The 21,031-nt window shown below is 51.6% G+C and carries 21 protein-coding genes and 1 pseudogene; 11 read left to right on the plus strand and 11 right to left on the minus strand.

The window, feature by feature from the left end:
• Positions 1-8: 8 nt before the first annotated feature.
• Together betB and CKV66_RS02570 are read left to right on the plus strand one after the other, a co-directional pair.
• Entirely contained in the window at positions 9-1,472 is a 1,464-nt protein-coding gene (gene betB, locus CKV66_RS02565; protein ID WP_085363724.1) for a betaine-aldehyde dehydrogenase, read from the plus strand.
• An 86-nt stretch (positions 1,473-1,558) separates the two neighbouring features.
• The gene (locus tag CKV66_RS02570; RefSeq protein WP_085363725.1) at positions 1,559-1,837 is read left to right on the plus strand and encodes a hypothetical protein; all 279 of its coding nucleotides are present in this window, start codon (positions 1,559-1,561) and stop codon (positions 1,835-1,837) included.
• A 72-nt stretch (positions 1,838-1,909) separates the two neighbouring features.
• On the opposite strand, the gene CKV66_RS02575 is transcribed toward CKV66_RS02570, so the two are convergent.
• Entirely contained in the window at positions 1,910-3,769 is a 1,860-nt protein-coding gene (locus tag CKV66_RS02575) for an acyltransferase family protein (RefSeq protein WP_085363726.1), read from the minus strand.
• Positions 3,770-4,257: 488 nt separating this feature from the next.
• Here CKV66_RS02575 and betA point away from each other — a divergent pair, with 488 nt between their 5' ends.
• A complete protein-coding gene (gene betA / locus CKV66_RS02580) occupies positions 4,258-5,946 on the plus strand; it encodes a choline dehydrogenase (RefSeq protein ID WP_085363727.1) in 1,689 nt (562 codons plus the stop codon).
• Positions 5,947-6,122: 176 nt separating this feature from the next.
• Entirely contained in the window at positions 6,123-8,135 is a 2,013-nt protein-coding gene (gene betT / locus CKV66_RS02585) for a choline BCCT transporter BetT (RefSeq protein ID WP_085363728.1), read from the plus strand.
• Positions 8,136-8,216: 81 nt separating this feature from the next.
• Here betT and CKV66_RS02590 read toward each other — a convergent pair whose 3' ends face one another.
• The 6 genes and pseudogenes from CKV66_RS02590 to CKV66_RS02615 form a co-directional block, all read right to left on the minus strand.
• Complete coding sequence (locus CKV66_RS02590) at positions 8,217-8,636, minus strand: hypothetical protein (protein ID WP_054600048.1); 420 nt, start codon at positions 8,634-8,636, stop codon at positions 8,217-8,219.
• Positions 8,637-8,642: 6 nt separating this feature from the next.
• Entirely contained in the window at positions 8,643-9,110 is a 468-nt protein-coding gene (locus CKV66_RS02595; RefSeq protein ID WP_054600049.1) for an outer membrane protein assembly factor BamE, read from the minus strand.
• 83 nt (positions 9,111-9,193) lie between these two features.
• A complete protein-coding gene (locus tag CKV66_RS02600; protein WP_085363729.1) occupies positions 9,194-10,579 on the minus strand; it encodes a YadA family autotransporter adhesin in 1,386 nt (461 codons plus the stop codon).
• Positions 10,580-11,400: 821 nt separating this feature from the next.
• A pseudogene (locus CKV66_RS12445) lies at positions 11,401-11,588 on the minus strand (lipoprotein signal peptidase).
• A 20-nt stretch (positions 11,589-11,608) separates the two neighbouring features.
• On the minus strand, positions 11,609-12,412 hold the full coding sequence (locus CKV66_RS02610; protein WP_085363730.1) for a carbon-nitrogen hydrolase family protein: 804 nt from the start codon (positions 12,410-12,412) through the stop codon (positions 11,609-11,611).
• Between the two features lie 94 nt (positions 12,413-12,506).
• Complete coding sequence (locus CKV66_RS02615; RefSeq protein WP_197697460.1) at positions 12,507-12,791, minus strand: chorismate mutase; 285 nt, start codon at positions 12,789-12,791, stop codon at positions 12,507-12,509.
• Between the two features lie 96 nt (positions 12,792-12,887).
• Here CKV66_RS02615 and CKV66_RS02620 point away from each other — a divergent pair, with 96 nt between their 5' ends.
• Entirely contained in the window at positions 12,888-13,193 is a 306-nt protein-coding gene (locus CKV66_RS02620) for a porin (RefSeq protein ID WP_085363732.1), read from the plus strand.
• 5 nt (positions 13,194-13,198) lie between these two features.
• On the opposite strand, the gene gluQRS is transcribed toward CKV66_RS02620, so the two are convergent.
• Positions 13,199-14,122 carry a tRNA glutamyl-Q(34) synthetase GluQRS gene (gene gluQRS, locus CKV66_RS02625; RefSeq protein ID WP_085363733.1) on the minus strand — a complete coding sequence of 308 codons (924 nt, stop codon included), beginning with the start codon at positions 14,120-14,122 and terminating at the stop codon, positions 13,199-13,201.
• 133 nt (positions 14,123-14,255) lie between these two features.
• On the opposite strand from gluQRS, the gene CKV66_RS02630 reads away from it, so the two are divergent.
• The gene (locus CKV66_RS02630) at positions 14,256-15,275 is read left to right on the plus strand and encodes a factor H binding protein domain-containing protein (protein ID WP_085363734.1); all 1,020 of its coding nucleotides are present in this window, start codon (positions 14,256-14,258) and stop codon (positions 15,273-15,275) included.
• A 14-nt stretch (positions 15,276-15,289) separates the two neighbouring features.
• Here the strand turns inward: CKV66_RS02630 and CKV66_RS12105 are convergent, their stop codons facing one another.
• Entirely contained in the window at positions 15,290-15,448 is a 159-nt protein-coding gene (locus CKV66_RS12105; RefSeq protein ID WP_157739143.1) for a hypothetical protein, read from the minus strand.
• Positions 15,449-15,603: 155 nt separating this feature from the next.
• On the opposite strand from CKV66_RS12105, the gene CKV66_RS02635 reads away from it, so the two are divergent.
• The 3 genes from CKV66_RS02635 (at position 15,604) to CKV66_RS02645 (ending at position 18,196) form a co-directional block, all read left to right on the plus strand.
• The gene (locus tag CKV66_RS02635; protein WP_085356817.1) at positions 15,604-15,963 is read left to right on the plus strand and encodes a hypothetical protein; all 360 of its coding nucleotides are present in this window, start codon (positions 15,604-15,606) and stop codon (positions 15,961-15,963) included.
• A gap of 244 nt (positions 15,964-16,207) precedes the next feature.
• On the plus strand, positions 16,208-17,704 hold the full coding sequence (rng, locus tag CKV66_RS02640; protein WP_085363735.1) for a ribonuclease G: 1,497 nt from the start codon (positions 16,208-16,210) through the stop codon (positions 17,702-17,704).
• Between the two features lie 75 nt (positions 17,705-17,779).
• A complete protein-coding gene (locus tag CKV66_RS02645) occupies positions 17,780-18,196 on the plus strand; it encodes an HIT family protein (RefSeq protein ID WP_085363736.1) in 417 nt (138 codons plus the stop codon).
• Between the two features lie 10 nt (positions 18,197-18,206).
• On the opposite strand, the gene CKV66_RS12730 is transcribed toward CKV66_RS02645, so the two are convergent.
• Positions 18,207-18,332 (minus strand): hypothetical protein, encoded by a 126-nt coding sequence (locus CKV66_RS12730; protein WP_269457267.1) that lies wholly within the window; start codon positions 18,330-18,332, stop codon positions 18,207-18,209.
• Between CKV66_RS12730 and CKV66_RS02650 the strand changes: the two genes are divergently transcribed.
• Positions 18,331-19,503, plus strand: coding sequence for an LD-carboxypeptidase (locus CKV66_RS02650; RefSeq protein ID WP_085363737.1), 1,173 nt, complete (start codon positions 18,331-18,333; stop codon positions 19,501-19,503). The genes CKV66_RS12730 and CKV66_RS02650 overlap by 2 nt on opposite strands.
• Before the next feature lie 214 nt (positions 19,504-19,717).
• Here CKV66_RS02650 and CKV66_RS02655 read toward each other — a convergent pair whose 3' ends face one another.
• Positions 19,718-20,617, minus strand: coding sequence for a DMT family transporter (locus CKV66_RS02655; RefSeq protein ID WP_231990511.1), 900 nt, complete (start codon positions 20,615-20,617; stop codon positions 19,718-19,720).
• Between the two features lie 229 nt (positions 20,618-20,846).
• Between CKV66_RS02655 and CKV66_RS12450 the strand changes: the two genes are divergently transcribed.
• Positions 20,847-21,017, plus strand: coding sequence for a lipoprotein signal peptidase (locus CKV66_RS12450; RefSeq protein WP_095197824.1), 171 nt, complete (start codon positions 20,847-20,849; stop codon positions 21,015-21,017).
• Positions 21,018-21,031: the final 14 nt, after the last annotated feature.

Genomic DNA, 21,031 nt, shown 5'->3' on the forward strand with positions numbered 1-21,031 from the left:
AGGTTCACATGCAAACACTCACCGCATACATCAACGGCGCTTATGTTCCCGCCGATTCCCAAGCCGAAACATTCAGCAACATCAATCCCGCCAACGGAGAAGTTTTATCTACCGTTCAGCAAAGCAGCGCATCCGAAATCGAAACCGCCGTTCAGACGGCCATAGCAGGACAAAAAGTTTGGGCGGCGATGACTGCTGTGGAACGCAGCCGCATCCTGCTCAAAGCCGTTGCCATTCTGCGCGAACGCAACGACGAGTTGGCACGCATCGAAACCTTGGATACCGGCAAACCCCTGTCTGAAACCCTGTATGTCGATATCGTTACCGGCGCGGATGTGATTGAATATTATGCAGGTTTGGCGCAGACTGTCGAAGGCCGCCAAATTCCCCTGCGCGACACCGCATTTGCCTACACCCGCCAAGAGCCGTTGGGCGTGGTGGCCGGCATCGGCGCGTGGAACTATCCGATTCAGATTGCCATGTGGAAAGCCGCGCCTGCTTTGGCGGCGGGTAACGCCATGATTTTCAAACCCAGCGAAGTTACGCCCGCCGGCGCGCTGAAACTGGCGGAAATTTTCACCGAAGCCGGACTGCCCGACGGCGTGTTCAACGTCGTTCAAGGCGATTGGCGCGTGGGCGAGGCTTTGAGCAACCACCCGCAGATTGCCAAAGTATCGTTTACCGGCGGCGTGGCGACGGGTAAAAAAGTGATGTCGCAGGCCGCCGCGTCTTCCCTGAAAGAAGTGACGATGGAGTTGGGCGGCAAATCACCGCTGATTATCTGCGACGATGCCGATTTAAACCTCGCTGCCGACATCGCCCTGATGGCCAATTTTTACAGCTCCGGCCAAGTCTGCACCAACGGCACGCGCGTGTTTGTGCCGGTAAACAAAAAAGAAGCGTTTGAAGCCAAAGTGCTGGAACGCGTAGCCCGCATCCGCGCCGGTGACCCGCTCGACCAAAACGTGAACTTCGGCCCGCTGGCAAGCTTTCCGCACATGGAAAAAGTGTTGGGCTATATCGAAAAAGGCAAAGCGGAAGGCGCGCGTCTTTTAGCGGGCGGAGGCCGTCTGAAAGAAAACGGCATGGCAAACGGCGCCTACGTTGCACCCACCGTGTTCACCGACTGCACCGACGACATGACCATTACCCGCGAAGAAATCTTCGGCCCCGTGATGAGCATTTTGGCCTACACCACCGAAGAAGAAGTGATCGTGCGCGCCAACAACACCGAATACGGCTTGGCCGCAGGCGTGGTGACGCCCGACGTAAAACGCGCCCACCGCATCATCGGCCGGCTTCAGGCAGGCATCTGCTGGATCAACGCCTGGGGCGAATCGCCCGCGCAAATGCCCGTGGGCGGCTACAAACAATCCGGCATCGGCCGCGAAAACGGCGTCCAAACGCTGATGCACTACACACAAACCAAATCGGTGCTGGTGGAGCTGGGGGATTATCAATCGGTGTTTTGAGGCCGTCTGAAAAACGGTTTGATTCAGGCCGGTTGAAAACCCGATTCCTTATTTTTCAGACGGCCTTTCATCCCAAAGGATTACCCATGAAGCCCGACCATTCCATGCAGCACACAGTAAACGTCGAACTCAGCCTCGGCCATGTGCTGATGCTGTGTCAAACGCTTTCAGACAGACTTTCCGCCCTGCGTGAATACGAAACATGGACGGAAGAAGAACGGCGCGCTGTATGGGCTTTACAGGACACGCTCGATCGGGCTTTAGCCCGTCTGGGCTATGACGTGATGCCGTCTGAAGAATGGGATAGCCTGTTGGCACAGGCGCAAAAGCATATGTATGACATTCATGTCGAATGTTTGGATTAGCTTTCTAAATAATCCACACTCATATCATCTTTTCAGACGGCCTCTAAGCCTGATGCAGACTCGGATGGCGGCTTATTGCAGCAAAGTCTGCCGGTCGCGGATATACATTTCTGCCAGTTTGCGCGAGCCATAGGGGTTTAGGTGATCATTGTCGCGGTAAATCGGCAGGCCGTTGATGGTTTTGTCTTCTGGGATATAAGCGCTTACATCGACCCATTTAACTTCGGGATATTTTTTAACGATATCTTCGATCAATTTGTCGGCTTCTGCCGAGCGTTTGACTTCGGCCTTTTTTCTCTCTGAAACATAGTCGACGTCTAATCCGAGGCGTTGTTTCAGATAGTAGCGGCGCAACGGAATTTGGGGCGACATGGGCGTATCGGCAAATACGTAAACTTTCTTGCCGTCTTTGAGCAGGGTTTGCAGGGTTTGTTCGAAATATTGCAGATAATCCGGTTTGTCGTAATGTAAAAACCAGCGGCCGGCAATGAACACGTTGGGATAGTCTTTCACACGGTTTGCAATGTGGTCGGTGTATTCGTTGCAGCGTTCTGCGCGGCGGTCGTCGGCGGGCAGGCGGAAATTGAATACGGCGGCGCAACTGTTGGAGGAAACGATATCGGCAGACCATTTTTCATGTTGGCCGACTTTGTCGAAAAATTCTTCAAAGTGGGCGGCATGGGAATCGCCGATAACGATAATTTCAGACGGCCTGCCGGTTTTAAAACCTACGGCGCAATCGGTTTTGTGAATATCGTCCGCACAGATTTTACTGCTGACGGCCAAATCAAATTCATTTTCAAACTGTGTCGGTTTTGTAGTAAAGAGATAGGCGGCTATCGGTGCGAGTAGGGCGAAATAGGCGGCCATGCTCAGAGTGAATTTTTTGTCGGTAAAGTTTTTGATATGGCGGGCGGGAGATTCCACCAGCTTGTACGAAAGCACAGACAGCACAAACGTTGCGATCACGGCACAAATAATGGCTCCGACCGGCAAATCGTAGTCCATATATACATAGCGCATGATTGAAAGTACCACCCAGTGCCACAGATACAGCGAATATGAGATTAAGCCGATACCGACAAGGGCACGATGGCAAAGCAGTTTTGACGCATTAAAACCGTGTTGGGTTTGCGCTTGGGCACCGGAGAAAATCAGTAAACCGACGGCAAAGCAGCAGAGCAGGCGTTCGATGTAGCCGCCTCCGGGTAATAAACCGCCGGGAAGAAAGAGCATGGCGGCAACGACGGCCAACATAGCCCAATTGAGTATATTGGGTATGCGCTTTGTTAAAGAGGGGATAAAAGCAAACAGCGACCCGATCAGCAATTCGTAAGCGCGTACATGAGGCAGGAAGTAAGCATCCATGCCGAAAGTGGGCAAGAAAGCGGAGAGGAGGCTGAGCGAGATTAGCAGAATAATAAAATTGCGCCCGTTGCTGTTGGGTCTGAAACGGTAAAAGCCCAACAATAAAACGGGAAACACAAAGTAAAACTGCTCTTCCAACGATAAAGACCAAATGTGCTGCAAAGGTCTTTCAGCAGATGAAACCTCGAAATAACCGCCGCGCCGTGCAAAAAACAGGTTGGCGGCAAACATCAGCGAGGCGACCGTAGATTTAAGGTATTGCTTGAAGTCGGCGGGGAGGAAAAAAACGGCAGCGGCAATCGTGGTACACAAAAGCACGAAAATAAATACCGGCAAAATGCGTTTTGCTCGCCGTTTGTAAAAATCAATAAAAGAAAAGCTGCCGCGCAGCATTTCTTTGCTGATGATTTTGGTAATCAGATAACCGGATAAAACGAAAAAAATATCGACACCTAAATAACCGCTCGGCATCCACTGGTTATTGATATGAAAAACAATGACTGCCAATACGGCAATAGCGCGTAAACCATCTATATCGGCGCGGTATTTTAGTTCTTTGCTCATTAGGGAAATATCTTTAGCAGAGAAGAGTTATGATGATTAAATTTATTAAATAACAATGTGATAATTTACTGATTTATTAGATTTATTTATCCAAAGTTTTTTGAGGTTATTTAATAAATTGGTTAGATGATTAGTGAGCGCAAAACTGTCATTAGGTTTCGGTAAATTAAATTCTTTTACGAAAAATGACGAGTATGTAAAGAACAATAATTTTGAGTGAAGGTTTTAGACGAACGTTTTGTTATTTTGCCTCTCAAACCAAGCATACAAAACATGGCGACTCAACTACTTTTTGATTGAAAGCGGCGGTTGTGCCGTATAAGCAGCATGAACCGATTCCGTTACCGCTTTGGCGGTTTACACACAATCTTGCTATCGGAGCAGAAACGCAACTACATCGCAGTAAAAGTTGCTGATTGACTATATCGACTTTTCAGACGGCCTAAATGTTGAGGCCGTCTGAAAACCACACACTAAAAAGGAAACCCATGACCCTAAAATCCACTTACGACTACATCATCATCGGCGCGGGCAGTGCGGGCAATGTGTTGGCGGCGCGGCTGACGGAAGACGAAAACGTATCGGTGCTGCTGCTCGAAGCCGGCCTGCCCGACTACCGTTTGGATTTCCGCACGCAGATGCCCGCTGCGCTGGCGATGCCGCTGCAAGGTTTGACTTATAACTGGGGCTACAAAACCGACCCTGAGCCGTTTATGAACAACCGCCGTATGGATTGCGGGCGCGGCAAGGGTTTGGGCGGTTCTTCGCTGATTAACGGCATGTGCTATATCCGCGGCAATGCGCTCGATTTCGATCATTGGGCGAAAATCCCCGGTTTGGAAGACTGGACGTATCTCGACTGCCTGCCTTATTTCAAAAAGGCCGAACACCGCGATGCGGGCGAAAACGATTACCACGGCGGCAGCGGCCCGATTCATGTAACTACTGCCAAACCGAATGTGAACCCGCTGTTTGAGGCCATGATTCAGGCAGGCGTGGATGCGGGCTATCCGCGCACCGACGATTTGAACGGCTATCAGCAGGAAGGCTTCGGCCCGATGGACAGGTTTGTGACGCCGCGCGGCCGCCGTGCTTCTACCGCACGCGGTTATCTGGATATGGCGAAACACCGTGAGCGGCTCACGATTCTCACCGGCGCACTCACCGACACGATTCTGTTTGACGGCAAACGTGCGCGCGGTGTGCGCTTTAACCATCAAAACCAAATACACAGCATCGAAGTGCGCCGCGAAGTGCTGCTGTGCGCTGGGGCGATTGCGTCGCCGCAGATTCTGCAACGCAGCGGCGTCGGCCCGGGCGAATGGCTGCGTGAGGCGGGTGTGAGCGAGGTGTTGGATTTGCCGGGCGTGGGCAACAATCTGCAAGACCATCTCGAGCTTTACATGCAGTATGAGTGCAAAGAGCCGGTGTCGATTGCGCCGGCAACGAATTGGTGGAACAAGCCTGCCATCGGTGCGGAATGGCTGTTGTTGGGTACGGGCTTGGGTGCGACCAATCATTTTGAAGGCGGCGGCTTTATCCGTTCGCATGAAAAATTCGAGTGGCCGAATATCCAATATCACTTTCTGCCGATTGCCGTGCGCTACGACGGCCGCAACGCCAGCAAGTCGCACAGTTTTCAGGCGCATGTCGGCTCGATGCGTTCGCCCAGCCGCGGCCGCATCAAGCTGAAATCGCGCAATCCGGCCGAGCATCCGAGCATTCTGTTCAACTACATGAGCCACGAACAGGATTGGGAAGAGTTCCGCGCCGCCATCCGCATCACGCGCGAAATTATGAACCAGCCCGCGCTCGACCGCTATCGCGGCGCGGTGATCACGCCGTCTGAAAGCATACAAACCGACGAGCAGCTCGACGAATATGTGCGCCAACACGCCGAAACGGCCTACCACCCTTCGTGCACCTGCGCGATGGGCGAGGGCAACGATGCGGTGGTGGACGGCGAAGGCCGCGTGCACGGTATCGACGGCCTCCGCGTGGTCGATGCGTCGATTATGCCGAACATCATCACGGGCAATCTGAACGCCACAACGATTATGTTGGCAGAGAAAATCGCCGACAAAATCCGCGGCCGCCAGCCGTTGCCGAAATCGACAGCGGATTATTATGTGGCCGACGGCGCGCCGATACGCGGCGAACCGAAGCGCAGGGCGTAAGGGCTGGTTGAGGCCGTCTGAATCGTGTTTTCAGACGGCCTTATCGGTCGGATAAGCAATCAGCCCGAATATTTTCGATTTCAGCGAGTCGAGGATTCAGACGGCCTTTATTTAATAGCAAGCAGACCGGTGTGAGAGGCCGTCTGAAAACATAAAAACCATAAAAAGGAGGATACATGCACAGTGCACCCAATTCCACGGCGGCAGACGCGCCCAAGCTGGCGGTGAACAAAACCGTTTTCACCGCCGCTTCGGTGATTTCTATCGCCCTGATTCTGTTTACCATTCTGTTTCCTGAAATCGGCGAAAACGTGCTCGGCAACTCGCTGCGCTGGGTATCCGACCATTTCGGCTGGTATTACATGCTGGTGGTGGCGGCATATTCGATTTTTTCGCTGTTTGTCGGCTTTTCCCGCTACGGCGACATCAAGCTGGGCAAAGATCAAGACAAACCCGATTTCCCTTTTTTGGCGTGGGCGGCGATGTTGTTTTCGGCGGGCATCGGCATTGATTTGCTGTTTTTCGGCGCGTCCGAACCGCTGGCGCACTATCTCACGCCCAATACCGGCGAAGGCGGCACACCCGAAGCGGCGCGTGCGGCCTTGTCGCAAACCTTTCTGCATTGGGGGCTGCACGGTTGGGGCATCTATGCCTTAATCGGTATGGCTTTGGCGTATTTCGCCTACCGTAAAGACATGCCGCTGGCTCTGCGCAGCGCATTGGTGCCGGTGTTCGGCCAAAAACGCACCGACGGCTGGCTGGGCAATACGGTGGATACCTTCGGCGTGGTGTGTACGCTGTTGGGTATCGCCACCAGTTTGGGTATCGGCGTATTGCAGGCGAATGCGGGTTTGAGCCATGTGTTCGGTATTCCCGCCAGCCAGTTTGTTCAGGCGGCCATTATCATTTCGGTGGTGGTGGTGGCGGGGCTGTCGGCCATGTCGGGCGTGGAGCGCGGCGTGCGGCGGTTGTCTGAAATCAATATGCTGGGCGCAACCTTTTTGCTGATTGCGCTGCTGGTAATGGGTTCTTCGGTTTTTCTGCTGAACGCGCTCACCGAAAACATCGGCGATTATTTCCAAACCCTGCTTGGCAAAACCTTTCAAGTGTATGCCTACACGGGCGAGAAAGGCGCGGAATGGAAATCGGCTTGGACGATTTTCTTCTGGGCGTGGTGGGTGGCGTGGGCGCCGTTTGTCGGCCTGTTTATCGCCCGCATTTCGCGCGGCCGCACCCTGCGCGAATTTGTGTTCGGCGTGATGTTTATCCCGCTCGGCTTTATCTTTGCGTGGTTCTCGATTTTCGGCAACAGCGCGATCGAATTGGTGGGCAACGGCGCGGTCGAGTTGGGCAAAACCGCGTTGGAAAACCCGGCAATGGGCATGTTTGCACTGTTTGAACATTATCCGCTCGCTTCGCTGTGGTCGTTTCTGGCGGTGATTATCGGGCTGATTTTCTTTGTGACTTCGGCCGATTCGGGCGCGCTGGTGTTGGCAAATCTGAGTTCGCGCAATCTGGCTTCGGGTGCCGACGCGCCGATTTGGCTGCGTTTGTTCTGGGCGGCGGCCACCGGTCTGATTACGCTCGGCCTGCTGTTTGCCGGCGGTTTCAGCTCGCTGCAATCGGTGTCGGTGGTGGCAGGGTTGCCGTTCTCTCTGGTGTTGGTGGTGTATATGATTTCGATGTGGATCTGTCTGCGCCAAGAAGGCAATAAACGCAAAGCCACGCAAATCGACAAAGCGATGGTGCTCGACGACGGCCGCAACTGGCGCAACCGCTTGAGCCGTTTGGTTGATTTTCCCAGTGCGAAAACCGCTTTGCGCTTTATGATCAAAACGCTGCAACCGGCCATGCTCGAAGTGGCGCACGAGTTACAGGAAAAAGGCATTGAAACCAAGCTTACGGAAGATAAAGAAAAACATGTATTCAAGCTGGAAGTGCTGCACGGCGAAGAAGTGGATTTTCTTTATGAAGTGCGGCTGATAGAAGCCATCAAACCCGTGTTTGCACTCGGTCAGGCCGGTAATATCGCGCCCAGAAGCGAACAGGATAAATATTATCGCGCCGAGGTGTTTTTGAGCGAAGGCAGTCAGGATTACGATATCGTCGGCTACACCAAAGAGCAGATTATTATCGACATTCTGAACCAATACGAACGGCACATGCAGTTCCTGCACTTCGAGCGTTGATACGCACAATGCGGTAAGAAAACAAAGGCCGTCTGAAATATTTCAGACGGCCTTTTGATATGGTTGCCTTGTTCTCAAGCATTACAATACTTCGAGCACGAAATAGGCTTTGAGTTTTTCGTAAACATCATCGGTTACATTGATGCAGCCGTTGGTCATGATACGGTCTTTTACTCGCGAAGAAGCGATTCTTTCCAAACGCCGCTCTTCGGGTTTGAGCGTCCACACGCGGTGAACGGCGAACATAAAGTCGCCTTCTTCCTTGAATTTCATCACATCGCCGCCATAGCCGCGCCAGTTGGTTTTGACGATATTCAGGTCGAACGTACCCTTGGGTGTGGTTTTACCGATTAACACAGGGTAGCAGCGGTTGTTTTCCAAACACAATTCCGCCCTGTCGGTATGCACCACCGCTTTACGCTTCAAATGCGGCGTGCTGCCCGCCTGAGCATGAACGCTCAGGCCGAGCAGCACGGCGGCAATAACTGCAACAGTTTTCATCGCAAATTATTGGCGGATGCGCTTCGGAGAAGTTTCCACTTCGCGGATGATCACTTCGCGAACTACTTCGGGTGCTTTGGCTTTCGGGCCGCAGCCTTCCGGCAGCCAGAAGAAGCTTTGAGCGTTCATCTTCTTGTCAAACAAGATTTTGTATTGGCAAGTTTTGTGTTGGCCGTCTTCGCGGTAGTTGAACAGGTAGTCCCACTCGCGCACGAAGTATTGGCCTTCGTTGAAGTGCGGGCGGCCGATCAGGTTGTAGATCTGGTCTTTATTCATACCGGCTTCGATTTGGCGCACGTTATCCCAGTTGGGCCAAGAGCCGTGTTGCGAACCGCTGTGGCGGAAAGTGGTTTTTTCAGGGTTCGGCCATACCGGGTTGTCGGTCATGCCGTCTTTGCTTACTTTGCTCAGGTTGCCGCAAGCTGCCAGTGTCAGAGCAGCTGCCAGAGGTAAAATCAATGCAGACAGTTTCATTATGATTTCCTTTCGATCATTCTTTGATTCGATTCGTTCTTTAGCTTAAACAGGCCGCCCGTTTCAGACGGCCCCGCAGGTCATTACCACTGGTAACCCAAGCTGGCGCCCCAGTTCACGTCTTTACGGGTGTTCACACCCACACCGAACTTGGTAGACCACTTGTTGTTGTCAGAGTTGTGCGCATAGCCCAAAGCCAAAGCCTGTTGGTTTTTGTAACCGCCCACAGCGGCAGATACCAAGCTCTTACCGGCTTCGTTCGGACGTTGCAGGAAGCCGATAGCAGTGGCACCGGCGATACCCGCACGCAGGTCTTTATCCATGTCGCCAACTTTGTTGTTGATGTTGGTGATTTGGTTGTTGATGTTGGTAATGTTGCCGGCGTTTTGGTTAACTTTTTCAGACAGGCTGTACAGTTGGCTACCGTTGATCGCATCAGTGCTGGTCGGAGTAATGCGGCCAGCAGCTACATGGCTGATAGTACGCTCGGCACCTACAGAACCTACACCTACTGTACCCACAGGAGCGTTACCGGCAAAGCCGCCGTAAGTCAGGCCGCCTACCGTAGCAGAATTGGTGTCAACATAGGCTGAAGTTACAGAGTTAGCACCCAAAGCTACTGAGTTAGAAAGGCTTGCAACAGCATTGTTACCCAACGCTACGCCGTCCTGTGCAGTTGCACGGGCACGAGAACCCATTGCGGCTGAATTGGCACCGCTGGCCTGAGAAGCAGCGCCGATGGCAATGGCTTGTGTTTGGCTGGCGGTAGCACTTTTACCGAAGGCAACGCTGTTGACGGCAGTTGCTTTAGCACTTTGACCGATAGCAGCAGCATTGGTTTCTGTGGCCTGAGCCCAGTTACCCATAGCAATAGAAGTATCGCCACTGGCTATCGATGATGCGCCGATAGCGGTTGCTACTTTGCCTGAACCGTTAGCAAAAGAACCTACAGCAACAGAACTGATACCGCTAGATTTTGCACTGCCGCCCGCAGCAAAAGAGCGATCGCCGGTTGCTTGAGAGAAAGCACCCACGCCGGTAGCATTATTACCTGATGCAGTAGCAGTCGAACCGAGAGCGGTGCTGTTGCCGCCAGTTGCTTTTGATTTACGACCGAAAGAGCTGTCACCATAGCCGGTTGCTTGAGTGTGCTCACCAACGGCAATCGCAGATACACCGGATGCAGCAGAATAGCTACCTACGCTGATAGCACTACCGCCGCTGGCAGTTGTTCCTGTACCGATTGCAGTAGAACCTAAACCGCTAGAAGATGCGTTCGGGCCGATAGCGATAGCGTTGTCACTGGTAGCACCTTCGCTTTTATGGTTACCGCGTACGACACCATTGGTATTCACGGCAAAATACGGAATGCTGGCTTGTGCACCGGAAGCAAAAGCCATCAGGCCGACAGCAATAGAAGTTGCCAGCAAACGGGGTTTTACATTGGTGTGAACATTTTTATGGTTCATGGTTATCTCCCAAACTAAAGAGTATCGTTTAAGCCTTCAACCAACTCTTAACTCCGGCCATTCAAGCGGTTTTGCATAGGTATGCATAACCGCTCCCGATACAGTTAAAACAAAAATTAATGAAACCCAAACAGAACCGTCCAATTTCATTGCTTACTCTTATCCGTTTCTTTATCCCCATAATAAAGCTTAACTGCATTTGACTAAAGTAAATTCTGACAATCAAAACTTTCCTTTCTCTTGCAAATATCCTAATCAAATATTTAAATTAACTTGTGTTATATTAAATAAAAGTACTTTATAGGTTATTATCTTTACATTTTTACATTAAATTTTTAATGTTTCTTTTCAATATTTAAACAAATTTAAATTTATATGATTAAATTTAAATTATTTAATAAGATGGCATAAAATTTCGTGGGCTTTGGCTGAATTTAATATAGGAAATATTCAATTCATTTATTTATGAATAATGAATATTTTGTGATTTGGAGGATTTTTCTCTTTCTAAAAAGGTGTGAAAAACTGTTGCATTTTTTACACTTTTTTTGATTTATGACGGGATTTGTCGAGGTTTGTGTAGGCTTTTAGGCATAGTTGTTGATGTGAAATTTAAATGTTATTTGCATAAAAACGAAATAATTTTATCTATATTTTTTCTTAGGTTTGATGATGTTTCACACTTTACGGCTCGATATGGTTAATGAAGTAGATGTAGATATGGAAGCTATGTATGGATAAAAAGACGGAATGGATGTTTAACCTTGTTTGCCAGGCTGTTTTAAATCAATAGGCAGACGGTAAAACAACGTGCACCGGTACTAAACCGTTTGGCACGTTGTTGAGTTATGGGTTTGCTGAAATATCGGGCTGAAACCTTTGCAAACCCTCAGATGTGGATGCAGTTCAAGGCGTAGCAGTGCAGCGGGGGCAGACATATCCACACGATAGGCAAACGAGCGGGCAGTACCCTTAGGGCATAAACGCACAATGCAGAAATGCGCCGCAGATGGGGGCAAAGGTCTCAAGCTATAAACAGCGGTGGCTTAAGGCGGGCAGGCGTGTGCGGACGCTGTTGAGCCGTGCGGCGTCGAGTTCGGCGATCACCATGCCTTCGCCCTCTGGTAGTACGTCCAGCACTTCGCCCCACGGGTCGATAATCATGCTGTGGCCGTATGTGCGTCTGCCGCTTTCGTGTACGCCGCCTTGTGCCGAAGCAATGACATAGCATTGGTTTTCTACGGCGCGGGCGCGGAGGAGCAGTTCCCAATGGGCTTTGCCGGTGGTGTAGGTGAAAGCGGCGGGAAGTAAGAGTACGTCGAAGGGCAGCTGGGCGCGGAAAAACTCGGGGAAGCGCAAGTCGTAGCACACGCCTGCGGCCAAGCTGATGCCGTCGGCTGCAAAACGAGGAACTTCCTGCCCGGCTGTTATGGTGTCGGCTTCGGAATAGCGTTCGCCCAAGCCTGAGTAGCCGAACAAATGTATTTTATTGTAGGCGCCGACACATTCTCCGCTGCGGTTGTACACCGTCATGGTGTTCAACACTTTATTAGCGTCCGGGCTTTGTAAGGGTATGGTTCCGCCGAAGAGAACGACGCCGTTTTGTTTGGCCGCTTCGCTTAAGGCCGTCTGAAACGTTCCCGCGCCCAAAGTTTCGGCAAACGCGAGCTTGTCGGTATCGTTTTTGCCCATCAACGGCCAGTATTCGGGCAACAATACCCACGCAGCACCTGCGGCGGCGGCTTTGGCAACCAGACGTTGCATGGTTTGGATATTGGCCTCGGGGTCAATACCCGACACCATTTGAACGGCGGCAACTCTCACGGTATGCATGGATGGGTCTCCTTTTTTCAGACGGCCTGTGCAGCTTACATCATTCATTAAAGAGACGGCTATCCGTATCCGTAAGCTACAGGCTGATGAAAACTCACGCTTGATTGACTTTGAGTTCTAAATTGATGAAAGCATCTATCATGGCGCGCCAAACGGCTTCTGCAACATCGGGCGACAATCCTGCTGCTGCGGCTTGTTCGCGTCGTGCATGAATAACTTGGGCAACACGTTCGGGCGCGGCCACAGCTTGAGCATCATTATGTGGTTTGATGCTGCCTGCCTGTTCTACCCATTTTTGCCTTTGGGCCAGCAATTTAATAAGCTCTGTATCCAGTCGGTCAATTTCTTGACGGATTTCGGTTAAAGTTTTGCGCATCATCGTGCCCTTGCATCCGATAAAGAATGGAAAATATTAAGAAGATTAAAAATATTGTATTACACTAGATATTTAACAAAAGAAAGTTTGACGACAAATATGAAAATTCTGTTCACTCTGATAGCACTCGTTCCAATCACCGTATCCGCCGACATCCAACTATACGGCAATATCCGCAGCGGAGTGAGTGTGTCGCAAACCAAAATAGCCACAGGCGGCAACAATACCCGCACTGCCGTTGAAGATTTGGGCAGCTATGTCGGTTTTCGCGGTTCGCATGCCATCGGCGGCGGCAGCAAAGTTATCTGGCAGTTCGAGCAGGATACGCCTGTGGGCAGCAGCGGCTCGATGCGCGAATACTTCAAACGCAAAAAAGAAAACGGCACGATACATACGGGCGGCTGAGCCGTTTAATCCGTTTCCGTGCACACAGCCGTTTTCGGCACTTTGTTCATATCCCAATGCTGCACCGTCCAGGCCAATAATTCAGACGGCCTCTCCACTTCCGGCGCGGCAGGCAGGTTGAGATAAGACATAACCTGCCTGAGCAGTTTTTCTTTCCGGCTCACATCCAATGCCGGGGCAAGCGTTTGTTTCGACCATTTCTGCCCCTGCCTGTTCACCAATAAAGGCAAATGCGCATAGTGCGGCGTATCCGCGCCCAAGCAGCGTTGCAGCCAAATCTGCCGCGGTGTGGACACCAGCAGATCCTGCCCGCGCACAATATGCGTGATGCCTTGCTCGGCATCGTCTGCCACCACCGCCAACTGATACGCCCAAAAGCCATCGGCCCGCAACAACACGAAATCGCCGATATCACACGCCAGATTTTGGGTGTAATGCCCGACAATTTCATCGTCAAAGCCTATGTTTTCATCGGGCACACGCAACCGCCACGCGGGTGTTTTTGCCAAATCTTTTTCAGACGGCCTGTAATCCGCTTGGCCGCAGCGTCCGTTATACACAAAACCGTCCGCCCCCATCCGCGCCGCGGCCTGCCAGTCTTTACGGCTGCAATAGCAGGGATACACCAACCTTTGTTTTTTCAGACGGCCTAATGCCTCTTCATACAGCTCATAGCGGCGGCTCTGGTAAACCACTTCGCCGTCCCACTCGAAACCGAATGCCTCCAGCGTGCGCAGAATATCGTCGGCCGCTCCGGCCATTTCGCGCGGCGGATCAAGGTCTTCCATGCGAACCAACCACCGCCCGCCGTGTGCCTTGGCATCGGCATACGAGGCAAGGGCGGTCAGCAGCGAACCAATATGCAGCAAACCGGTAGGGCTGGGGGCAAAGCGGCCGGTGTAGGGGGGAAAGGAGCGAGAAAGTGGCATATTTTTTCTTAAAGGTTTAAATTGATCAATAAATGTGTAAATTTATATTTATAAAGTACAGTTTATTTTAATTCGTGTTAAAATTATTCGGGTTTTTAAAGTGCAATATTAAACAATATTAAAAAGGAAAGTCATGAAAAAAACTTCTCTCTTCATGTGTGCATTCTCTGCTTTACTATTGGCAGCTTGCGGCAGCAGTGGCAATAATGCTCCCTCGGCACAAAGTACACCTAACGCTGCTGGAATGCTAGATCCCATCAATAAACAAGAAGATACAAAACAAGAAGATACGAAACAAGAAGATACAAAACAGGAAGATAAAAAGCAGGAAGAAAATGCCCCTTCTTCACAACAGTCTTCAAACGGTTATCCGTTTTTGGTCGTTCCCAACCTTGAAAACGAAGAAATTGGTACGATTGTTGAAACGATTAACGGTAAACCGATTATTAATGGGAAAATCATTGCCAGCAATTATCAGATTCAGTTAAACGGCAAAACCTACCGTAGTCAAGACAAAATAGACATTTCGTCATTACAACTTGGCTTAAACACACTGCCTTTCAAAGAATCTATCTCGCAAACGATTGAAGGTTTACCGAGTCAGCAAGCAGCAATCGAAGGTAATTTGCGTTTATACAAACAGCATTATTCAGTATTGACCGGCACTTTTGTGAAGAAGAAATTCAATCAGGCTTCACCTGAAGATACTGAAAACGAAAATACATTCAGTTTTGATAATGGGTATGCAATTCAAGGTGATGTTACTCCGTTCAAAATGCTTCCGACAGAAGGTGTTTATACCTACAACGGTAAAGCGTTCGATGAAAAAGCCGAAGGTACGCTGCAATATACGATTGACTTCGAGAAAAGAGTGGGCAGCGGCAGCATTACCGGCATGGAGCAATTCGGTGATATCAAGCTGAATCAAGCATCTATCAAACAGATCACAGAAGAGCATCCGGTTCTCAAGAACGGTGGAGAAATCGAAGGCACAGCCGTGTCTGAGAAATTGGGTAAGGGTGAATATGCCTTAGGTATTTTCGGTCCTAAAGCCGAAGAGATTGTTGGTGTTGCAGATTTTGTTATACCGGGTGACAGTGAACAAGGGATTGAGCAGCAAGACGTTGAAATAGGCTTTGGCGGTCAACGTTAATTGTTTGCTTTGTCTTATTCATGTTGTACATTTGAATAAAATGCCAACCGATCGGTTGGCATTTTATTTTGCTTGGCAATTATATATTGGAGCGACACGGCAATAGACTTGATGCCGTCTGAACCGCTTTTCAGACGGCCTTTAACGGGATTGTTGGCTAAAGTTCCCGTCATATTCATGCTATTTATGAAATAAAGTGTAAGCATAAAGCAGCCGAATGACGTATGGGCGTAAAACAAAGTTTATCGGCTTGATGCAGGCGGGGTTGGTGGTTATATTGTGCGCAATTTCAATGGAATCAACATGTAATATGAATGAAGGTGTAATGATGAAACAGTCGAAAACGCTTTTGATAACGGGCATTATGGCACTTTTTTCCGCCGGTGCGGCAGCGGCCGGGCTGCCGGGTGAGATTTTTCAGCCGCGCGGTGCGAAAGTGGTAAAGGCAGATGCCCAAAGCGACGGCGGTTATGAAGCCGAATTCCGCATCGATGCGGGTAACACCAGTGTGGCGCACTTGGTGGAACGGGTGCGCGAGCATGCCCGCCGGCACGGGTTTGAAGTGGTGGAATCGGATATCAAAAATGATGACGCCGATTTGAAATTCAAACGCCGCGATCAGGCATTGGATGTGTCTATCGAGCGTAACCGCCAAGGCGTTATCGAATACAAAGCCGATTTGGATTGATAAGGCTGCACCGTTAAGCAGGCCGTCTGAAACATTTTATTCAGACGGCCTGCTACTTTTTAAATCTCTTCAAGCCGTGGCGAATCATCAGGCTTGTGTTTGTGTGCCGTGAGCTTGCGGATAGGGGCAAGGTTTATTAAAGCATGCGTTTAGCGTATCATTCGGGGCGTAGGAAAACACTTTTGCAACCGGCTTTACGAGCAAGGCCGATTGCAAAAGTATTTTTATATTTAAAGAGCGACTTATGTTAAACGGTATTCCCTTGCCCAAAGACACGGTGCGCCCGCCCGAAACCGTGCTCGTCAACATCACGCCGCAGGAAACGCGCGTGGCCATTCTTGAAGAAAACAATATTTGCGAGCTGCATATCGAGCGCAACAGCGGCCACGGCTTGGTCGGCAATATTTATCTCGGCGTGGTGCGCCGCGTGCTGCCCGGCATGCAGAGCGCGTTTATCGACATCGGCCTTGAGCGTGCCGCGTTTCTGCACATTGTCGATGTGTTGGAACAGCGCCGCAATCCCGACGAAACCCAGCGCATCGAGCATATGCTGTTTGAAGGGCAGTCGGTGCTGGTGCAGGTGATTAAAGACCCCATCAACACCAAAGGCGCGCGCCTTTCCACGCAGATTTCTCTGGCGGGGCGTTTTCTCGTGCATCTGCCGCAGGAAGACCACATCGGCATCTCGCAGCGTATCGAAGATGAAGACGAGCGCAACACTTTGCGCAGCCGTTTGGAAAACCTGTTGCCGGACAACGGGGAGGGGCAGGGCTATATCATCCGCACCAGCGCGGAAAACGCCACCGATGCCGAATTGCAGGCCGATATCGACTACCTGACCAAAGTGTGGGAAAACATTCAGCATCAGGCCAAAACCCGCCCGCCGGAAACCCTGCTTTATCAAGACTTGCCCTTAAGCCTGCGCGTGCTGCGCGATATGTTTAGCGAAAACACGCGCGAGATTTTGGTCGATTCCACCGAAAACTACCAGCGTATGCGCCAATTTGCCGAGCTGTATGTACAAGGCGCAACCGACAAAATTACCTTGTTTAAAGGCGACCGGCCGCTGTTTGAAACCCACAATATCGAGCAGGAAATCAACCGCGCCCTGCAACCGCGCGTCAACCTCAATTTCGGCAGCTATCTGATTATCGAAGCCACCGAAGCGATGACCACCATCGACGTGAACACCGGCGGCTTTGTCGGCGCGCGCAACTTCGACGAAACCATTTTCCGCACCAATCTCGAAGCCTGCCACACCATCGCCCGCGAGCTGCGTTTGCGCAATCTCGGCGGCATCATCATCATCGACTTTATCGACATGGCGCACGATGCCCACCGCGAAGCCGTGTTGCAAGAGCTGGCCAAAGCCTTGAGTTTCGACCGCACCCGCGTAACCCTCAACGGCTTTACCAGCCTCGGCTTGGTCGAGCTGACCCGCAAACGCACCCGCGAAAACCTCAGCCATGTATTGTGCGAGCCATGCCCGTCGTGTCAGGGCAGAGGCCGTCTGAAAACACCGCAAACCGTGTGCTACGAAATCCAGCGCGAAATCGTGCGCGAAGCCCGCCGCTACGATGCCAAGAGCTTCCGCATTCTCGCTGCGCCCAATGTGATCGACTTATTCTTAGACGAAGAATCGCAATCGCTCGCCATGTTGATCGATTTTATCGGCAAGCCCATTTCGCTGGCCGTTGAAACCGCCTATACCCAAGAGCAATACGATATCGTGTTGATGTAAAACATAAAGGCCGTCTGAAACCGTTTCAGACGGCCGCACATATTTGCAGGTTTACATACCCAAGAAAGCCACTCCATGAACACTACTTGCCCGCTGTGCCACCCCGAAAACGAAGACGTGTTATGGCAAAACGACACCTTGCGCGTGATTGCCGTTCACAACGAAACACACGCCCCCGCCTTTTGCCGCGTGATTTGGAACGCACATGTGGCCGAAATGACCGACCTCAAGCCCGAAGAACGGCACGAGCTGATGGAAGCCGTGTACCGCGTTGAAGCCGCCATGCGCCAAGTGTTCCAGCCCGCCAAAATCAATCTCGCCAGCTTGGGCAATGTTGTGCCGCACCTGCATTGGCATGTGATCGCCCGTTTCAACGACGACGCTCAGTTCCCAGCACCCATTTGGGCTGCGCCGCAACGGGCGGGCACTCTGGATTTGCCGGAAGATTGGACGGCGCAGGTTAAAAAGCTGCTGCACGCTTCAATGGTGTGAAAACCGGTTTTTAGCGAAGCTCGCTTTCAGACGGCCTCAACACCAAACCCCCGCGGTTGTGCAGAAATAAGCACCGTTTTACAATCCGCACCAACACATACCGGCACCACGCCCGACCATTACAAGGAATTTTCATGACCTGGCAGCCTTCACGACGCAGTTTCATCAAAGCATCCGCCGCCGCGGCCGGAGCAGGCATCCTCACCGCCTGCGGCAGCGGCGGCACCACCCACCCCAGTTCACAATCCACCCAGCAGGCCAAGCCCGTGCAACCGAAACGTACCTATCCCGCCCGCAGCGGCGACAACGTATTGCGTGTTGTCGCCCCATCCGGTTTTGCCGAAAACGCAAGCCGCACCGAAACCGGCCTGACCCGCCTGTATAACGCCGGATTCACCGTAACCAACCAGCAGGCGGGCTTCCGCCGCTACCAACGCTTCGCCGGTACCGACGGCGAACGCATCGCCGATTTTCAAGATGTCGCACTCGGCAAAGCCGCCGCGCCGAAAGTGTTGATGGGTCTGCGCGGCGGTTACGGTGCCGTGCGGATTCTGCCGCACATCGACTTTGCCCGTTTGGGCGCCAAAATGCGCGAACGCGGCACGTTGTTTTTCGGGTTCAGCGACGTGTGCGCCGTGCAACTTGCCCTGCTGGCCAAAGGTAATATGCCCAGTTTCGCCGGGCCGATGGTATATAGCGAATTCGGCAAACCCGAACCGAGCGTTTATACGATGGATTCGTTTATCCGCGGTGTGACCAACGCCCAAAACACCATCAGCGTGCACGCCATCCAACGCAGGCAATTCAACGCCGAAGGCACATTGTGGGGCGGCAACCTCAGCGTACTCGCTTCGCTGGCGGGCAGCCCCTACATGCCCGATATTCAAGGCGGCATCCTCTTTTTGGAAGACGTCGGCGAACAACCCTACCGCATCGAGCGCATGTTGCAAACCCTGCATTTGGCAGGCGTATTGTCGAAACAGCAGGCCATCGTGTTCGGCGATTTCCGCATGGGCACCATCCGCGACGTGTACGACAGCAGCTACGACTTCACATCGGTGGTCAACAACGTCAGCCGCATCACCAAAGTGCCCGTGCTGACCGGCTTCCCGTTCGGCCACATCACCAACAAAGCCACCTTCCCGCTGGGTGCACACGCCCAAATCCGCGGCGAATCCAACGGCGGCTATTCGGTAACTTTCAGCGGCTACCCGACACTCAACGCCTCCGGCCTGATGCTCGATACCTTGCTGCCGCAGATTACTTACGAACCGGTAAACATGGTTGAAGACCCGATTCAGGAATAATCGCAGGTATTTCAATGCCAAGAGGCCGTCTGAAAAATTTCAGACGGCCTCTTGGCTTTTTAAAGATATAGTCAACCCACTTAAGTTTAATTACAAAACCGTCATACTCGGGCTTGCCCCGAGTATCTTGAGTTTCAGCAAATTTAAGAGATACTCGGGGCAAGCCCGAGTATGACGCATATTATCTTTGAGTTGGCCGACTAAGCAGTTTGACCTAACGCTTACCCAAATACATCACCAACATGCCGCACACTGCTAAAATCCCGCCGGATACCAGCGAAAAATGCAGCGGTTCGCCCAAAAAGGCCACCGACGACAGAACGCCGAACACCGGCACCAGCGTGATATAAGCCCCGGCCGTGCCCGAACCCAATGCCTTCACGCCTTCAAAAAACCACACATAAGCCAGAGCCGTCGAGCCGATGGCCAGCGCAATCAAACTCAACCACACCGTATCCGCAGTCTGCCACACCCAATCAAACGACTGCCGCTCCGCCAACAATGCCGTAACCGCGAGCATCATTCCGCCTATCCACGCCGTTGCCAGCGTAACCGTTAAGGCATCAATGCCCTTAAGCACGAACCGCCCCACGATGGTATAGCACGCCCAACACAACACGCAGCCCAAAATCAGCATCTGCCCCAAACCCAGCTGCTGCTGGAACAGCATCAGCGGATTGCCGCGTGTGATGCAGATTAACGAACCAAAAAACGCCATCGCCATGCCCGTGCCGATGCGTAAGGTAATTTTTTCTTTAAAAATCAGCCGCGAAAGCAGCAAAATCAGCACGGGATTCAAAGAAATAATCACCGCCGCTTCACCGGCGGGCATGTGTTTCAGGCCGGTTAAAAAACACACCGCATAGGCATACACGCCGAAAAAAGCAGAAACCGTCAGCCCCAACCATTGTTTGCGCGACAGGTTTTTGAGTTTGGGAAATTTGCCCATGCAGAGCAGCCCCGCCGCCAAAGCCGTTCCTGCCAGTATAAAGCGGATGGCGCTGGCACTTACGGGCGGCAGATTTTGGGCGACAATCCTGCCCCATACCCACGATACGCCCCACAGTGCGGCCATGCCCGACAATTTCAAATGGACGTTGAGATTTTTATTCACAAAACACCAATCAGGATAAACGCATTAAGGGCGTTATCTTACTACAAGAGACCTGTGCAAACCCCCGTCTGCGCCCTAGCTGAAAGAGAACGATTGCGTAAGCCGCTGAAACAGCAACAGAATCGGCTCCGACCCTACAACATTGCAGAGAACAATTTTACTTGATCTCTTCGTTGCGGGTCGGATTTCATGTTTCAGACGGCATGAAAGATGCCGCAGGATTATAGCTATGAAATACATCAGGCCGAGACCTTTGCAAAACTCTCATCTGCGGCGCATTTCTGCGTTGTGCGCTGCTCGCTCGTTTGCCTATCTATATGATATGTCTGCACTCGCTGTGCTGCTACGCCTTGAACTGCATCCACATCTGATAGTTTTACAAAGGTCTCAGGCCGTCTGAAAAATATTCAGACG

Origin of the sequence: Neisseria zoodegmatis (genome assembly GCF_900187305.1) — a bacterium.
Lineage (GTDB): Bacteria > Pseudomonadota > Gammaproteobacteria > Burkholderiales > Neisseriaceae > Neisseria > Neisseria zoodegmatis.

Coding starts and splice junctions, on each gene's coding strand:
- CKV66_RS02575 (WP_085363726.1), bottom strand. CDS start 3,769: ATGAGCAAAGAACTAAAATACCGCGCCGATATAGATGGTTTACGCGCT.
- gluQRS (WP_085363733.1), bottom strand. CDS start 14,122: ATGCCACTTTCTCGCTCCTTTCCCCCCTACACCGGCCGCTTTGCCCCC.
- CKV66_RS12105 (WP_157739143.1), bottom strand. CDS start 15,448: ATGACGGGAACTTTAGCCAACAATCCCGTTAAAGGCCGTCTGAAAAGC.
- CKV66_RS02635 (WP_085356817.1), top strand. CDS start 15,604: ATGAAACAGTCGAAAACGCTTTTGATAACGGGCATTATGGCACTTTTT.
- betB (WP_085363724.1), top strand. CDS start 9: ATGCAAACACTCACCGCATACATCAACGGCGCTTATGTTCCCGCCGAT.
- CKV66_RS02610 (WP_085363730.1), bottom strand. CDS start 12,412: ATGCATACCGTGAGAGTTGCCGCCGTTCAAATGGTGTCGGGTATTGAC.
- CKV66_RS02645 (WP_085363736.1), top strand. CDS start 17,780: ATGAACACTACTTGCCCGCTGTGCCACCCCGAAAACGAAGACGTGTTA.
- CKV66_RS02595 (WP_054600049.1), bottom strand. CDS start 9,110: ATGAAACTGTCTGCATTGATTTTACCTCTGGCAGCTGCTCTGACACTG.
- CKV66_RS02650 (WP_085363737.1), top strand. CDS start 18,331: ATGACCTGGCAGCCTTCACGACGCAGTTTCATCAAAGCATCCGCCGCC.
- rng (WP_085363735.1), top strand. CDS start 16,208: ATGTTAAACGGTATTCCCTTGCCCAAAGACACGGTGCGCCCGCCCGAA.
- CKV66_RS02615 (WP_197697460.1), bottom strand. CDS start 12,791: ATGATGCGCAAAACTTTAACCGAAATCCGTCAAGAAATTGACCGACTG.
- CKV66_RS02620 (WP_085363732.1), top strand. CDS start 12,888: ATGAAAATTCTGTTCACTCTGATAGCACTCGTTCCAATCACCGTATCC.
- CKV66_RS02630 (WP_085363734.1), top strand. CDS start 14,256: ATGAAAAAAACTTCTCTCTTCATGTGTGCATTCTCTGCTTTACTATTG.
- CKV66_RS02590 (WP_054600048.1), bottom strand. CDS start 8,636: ATGAAAACTGTTGCAGTTATTGCCGCCGTGCTGCTCGGCCTGAGCGTT.
- betA (WP_085363727.1), top strand. CDS start 4,258: ATGACCCTAAAATCCACTTACGACTACATCATCATCGGCGCGGGCAGT.
- CKV66_RS12730 (WP_269457267.1), bottom strand. CDS start 18,332: ATGAAAATTCCTTGTAATGGTCGGGCGTGGTGCCGGTATGTGTTGGTG.
- CKV66_RS02600 (WP_085363729.1), bottom strand. CDS start 10,579: ATGAACCATAAAAATGTTCACACCAATGTAAAACCCCGTTTGCTGGCA.
- betT (WP_085363728.1), top strand. CDS start 6,123: ATGCACAGTGCACCCAATTCCACGGCGGCAGACGCGCCCAAGCTGGCG.
- CKV66_RS12450 (WP_095197824.1), top strand. CDS start 20,847: ATGAAATACATCAGGCCGAGACCTTTGCAAAACTCTCATCTGCGGCGC.
- CKV66_RS02570 (WP_085363725.1), top strand. CDS start 1,559: ATGAAGCCCGACCATTCCATGCAGCACACAGTAAACGTCGAACTCAGC.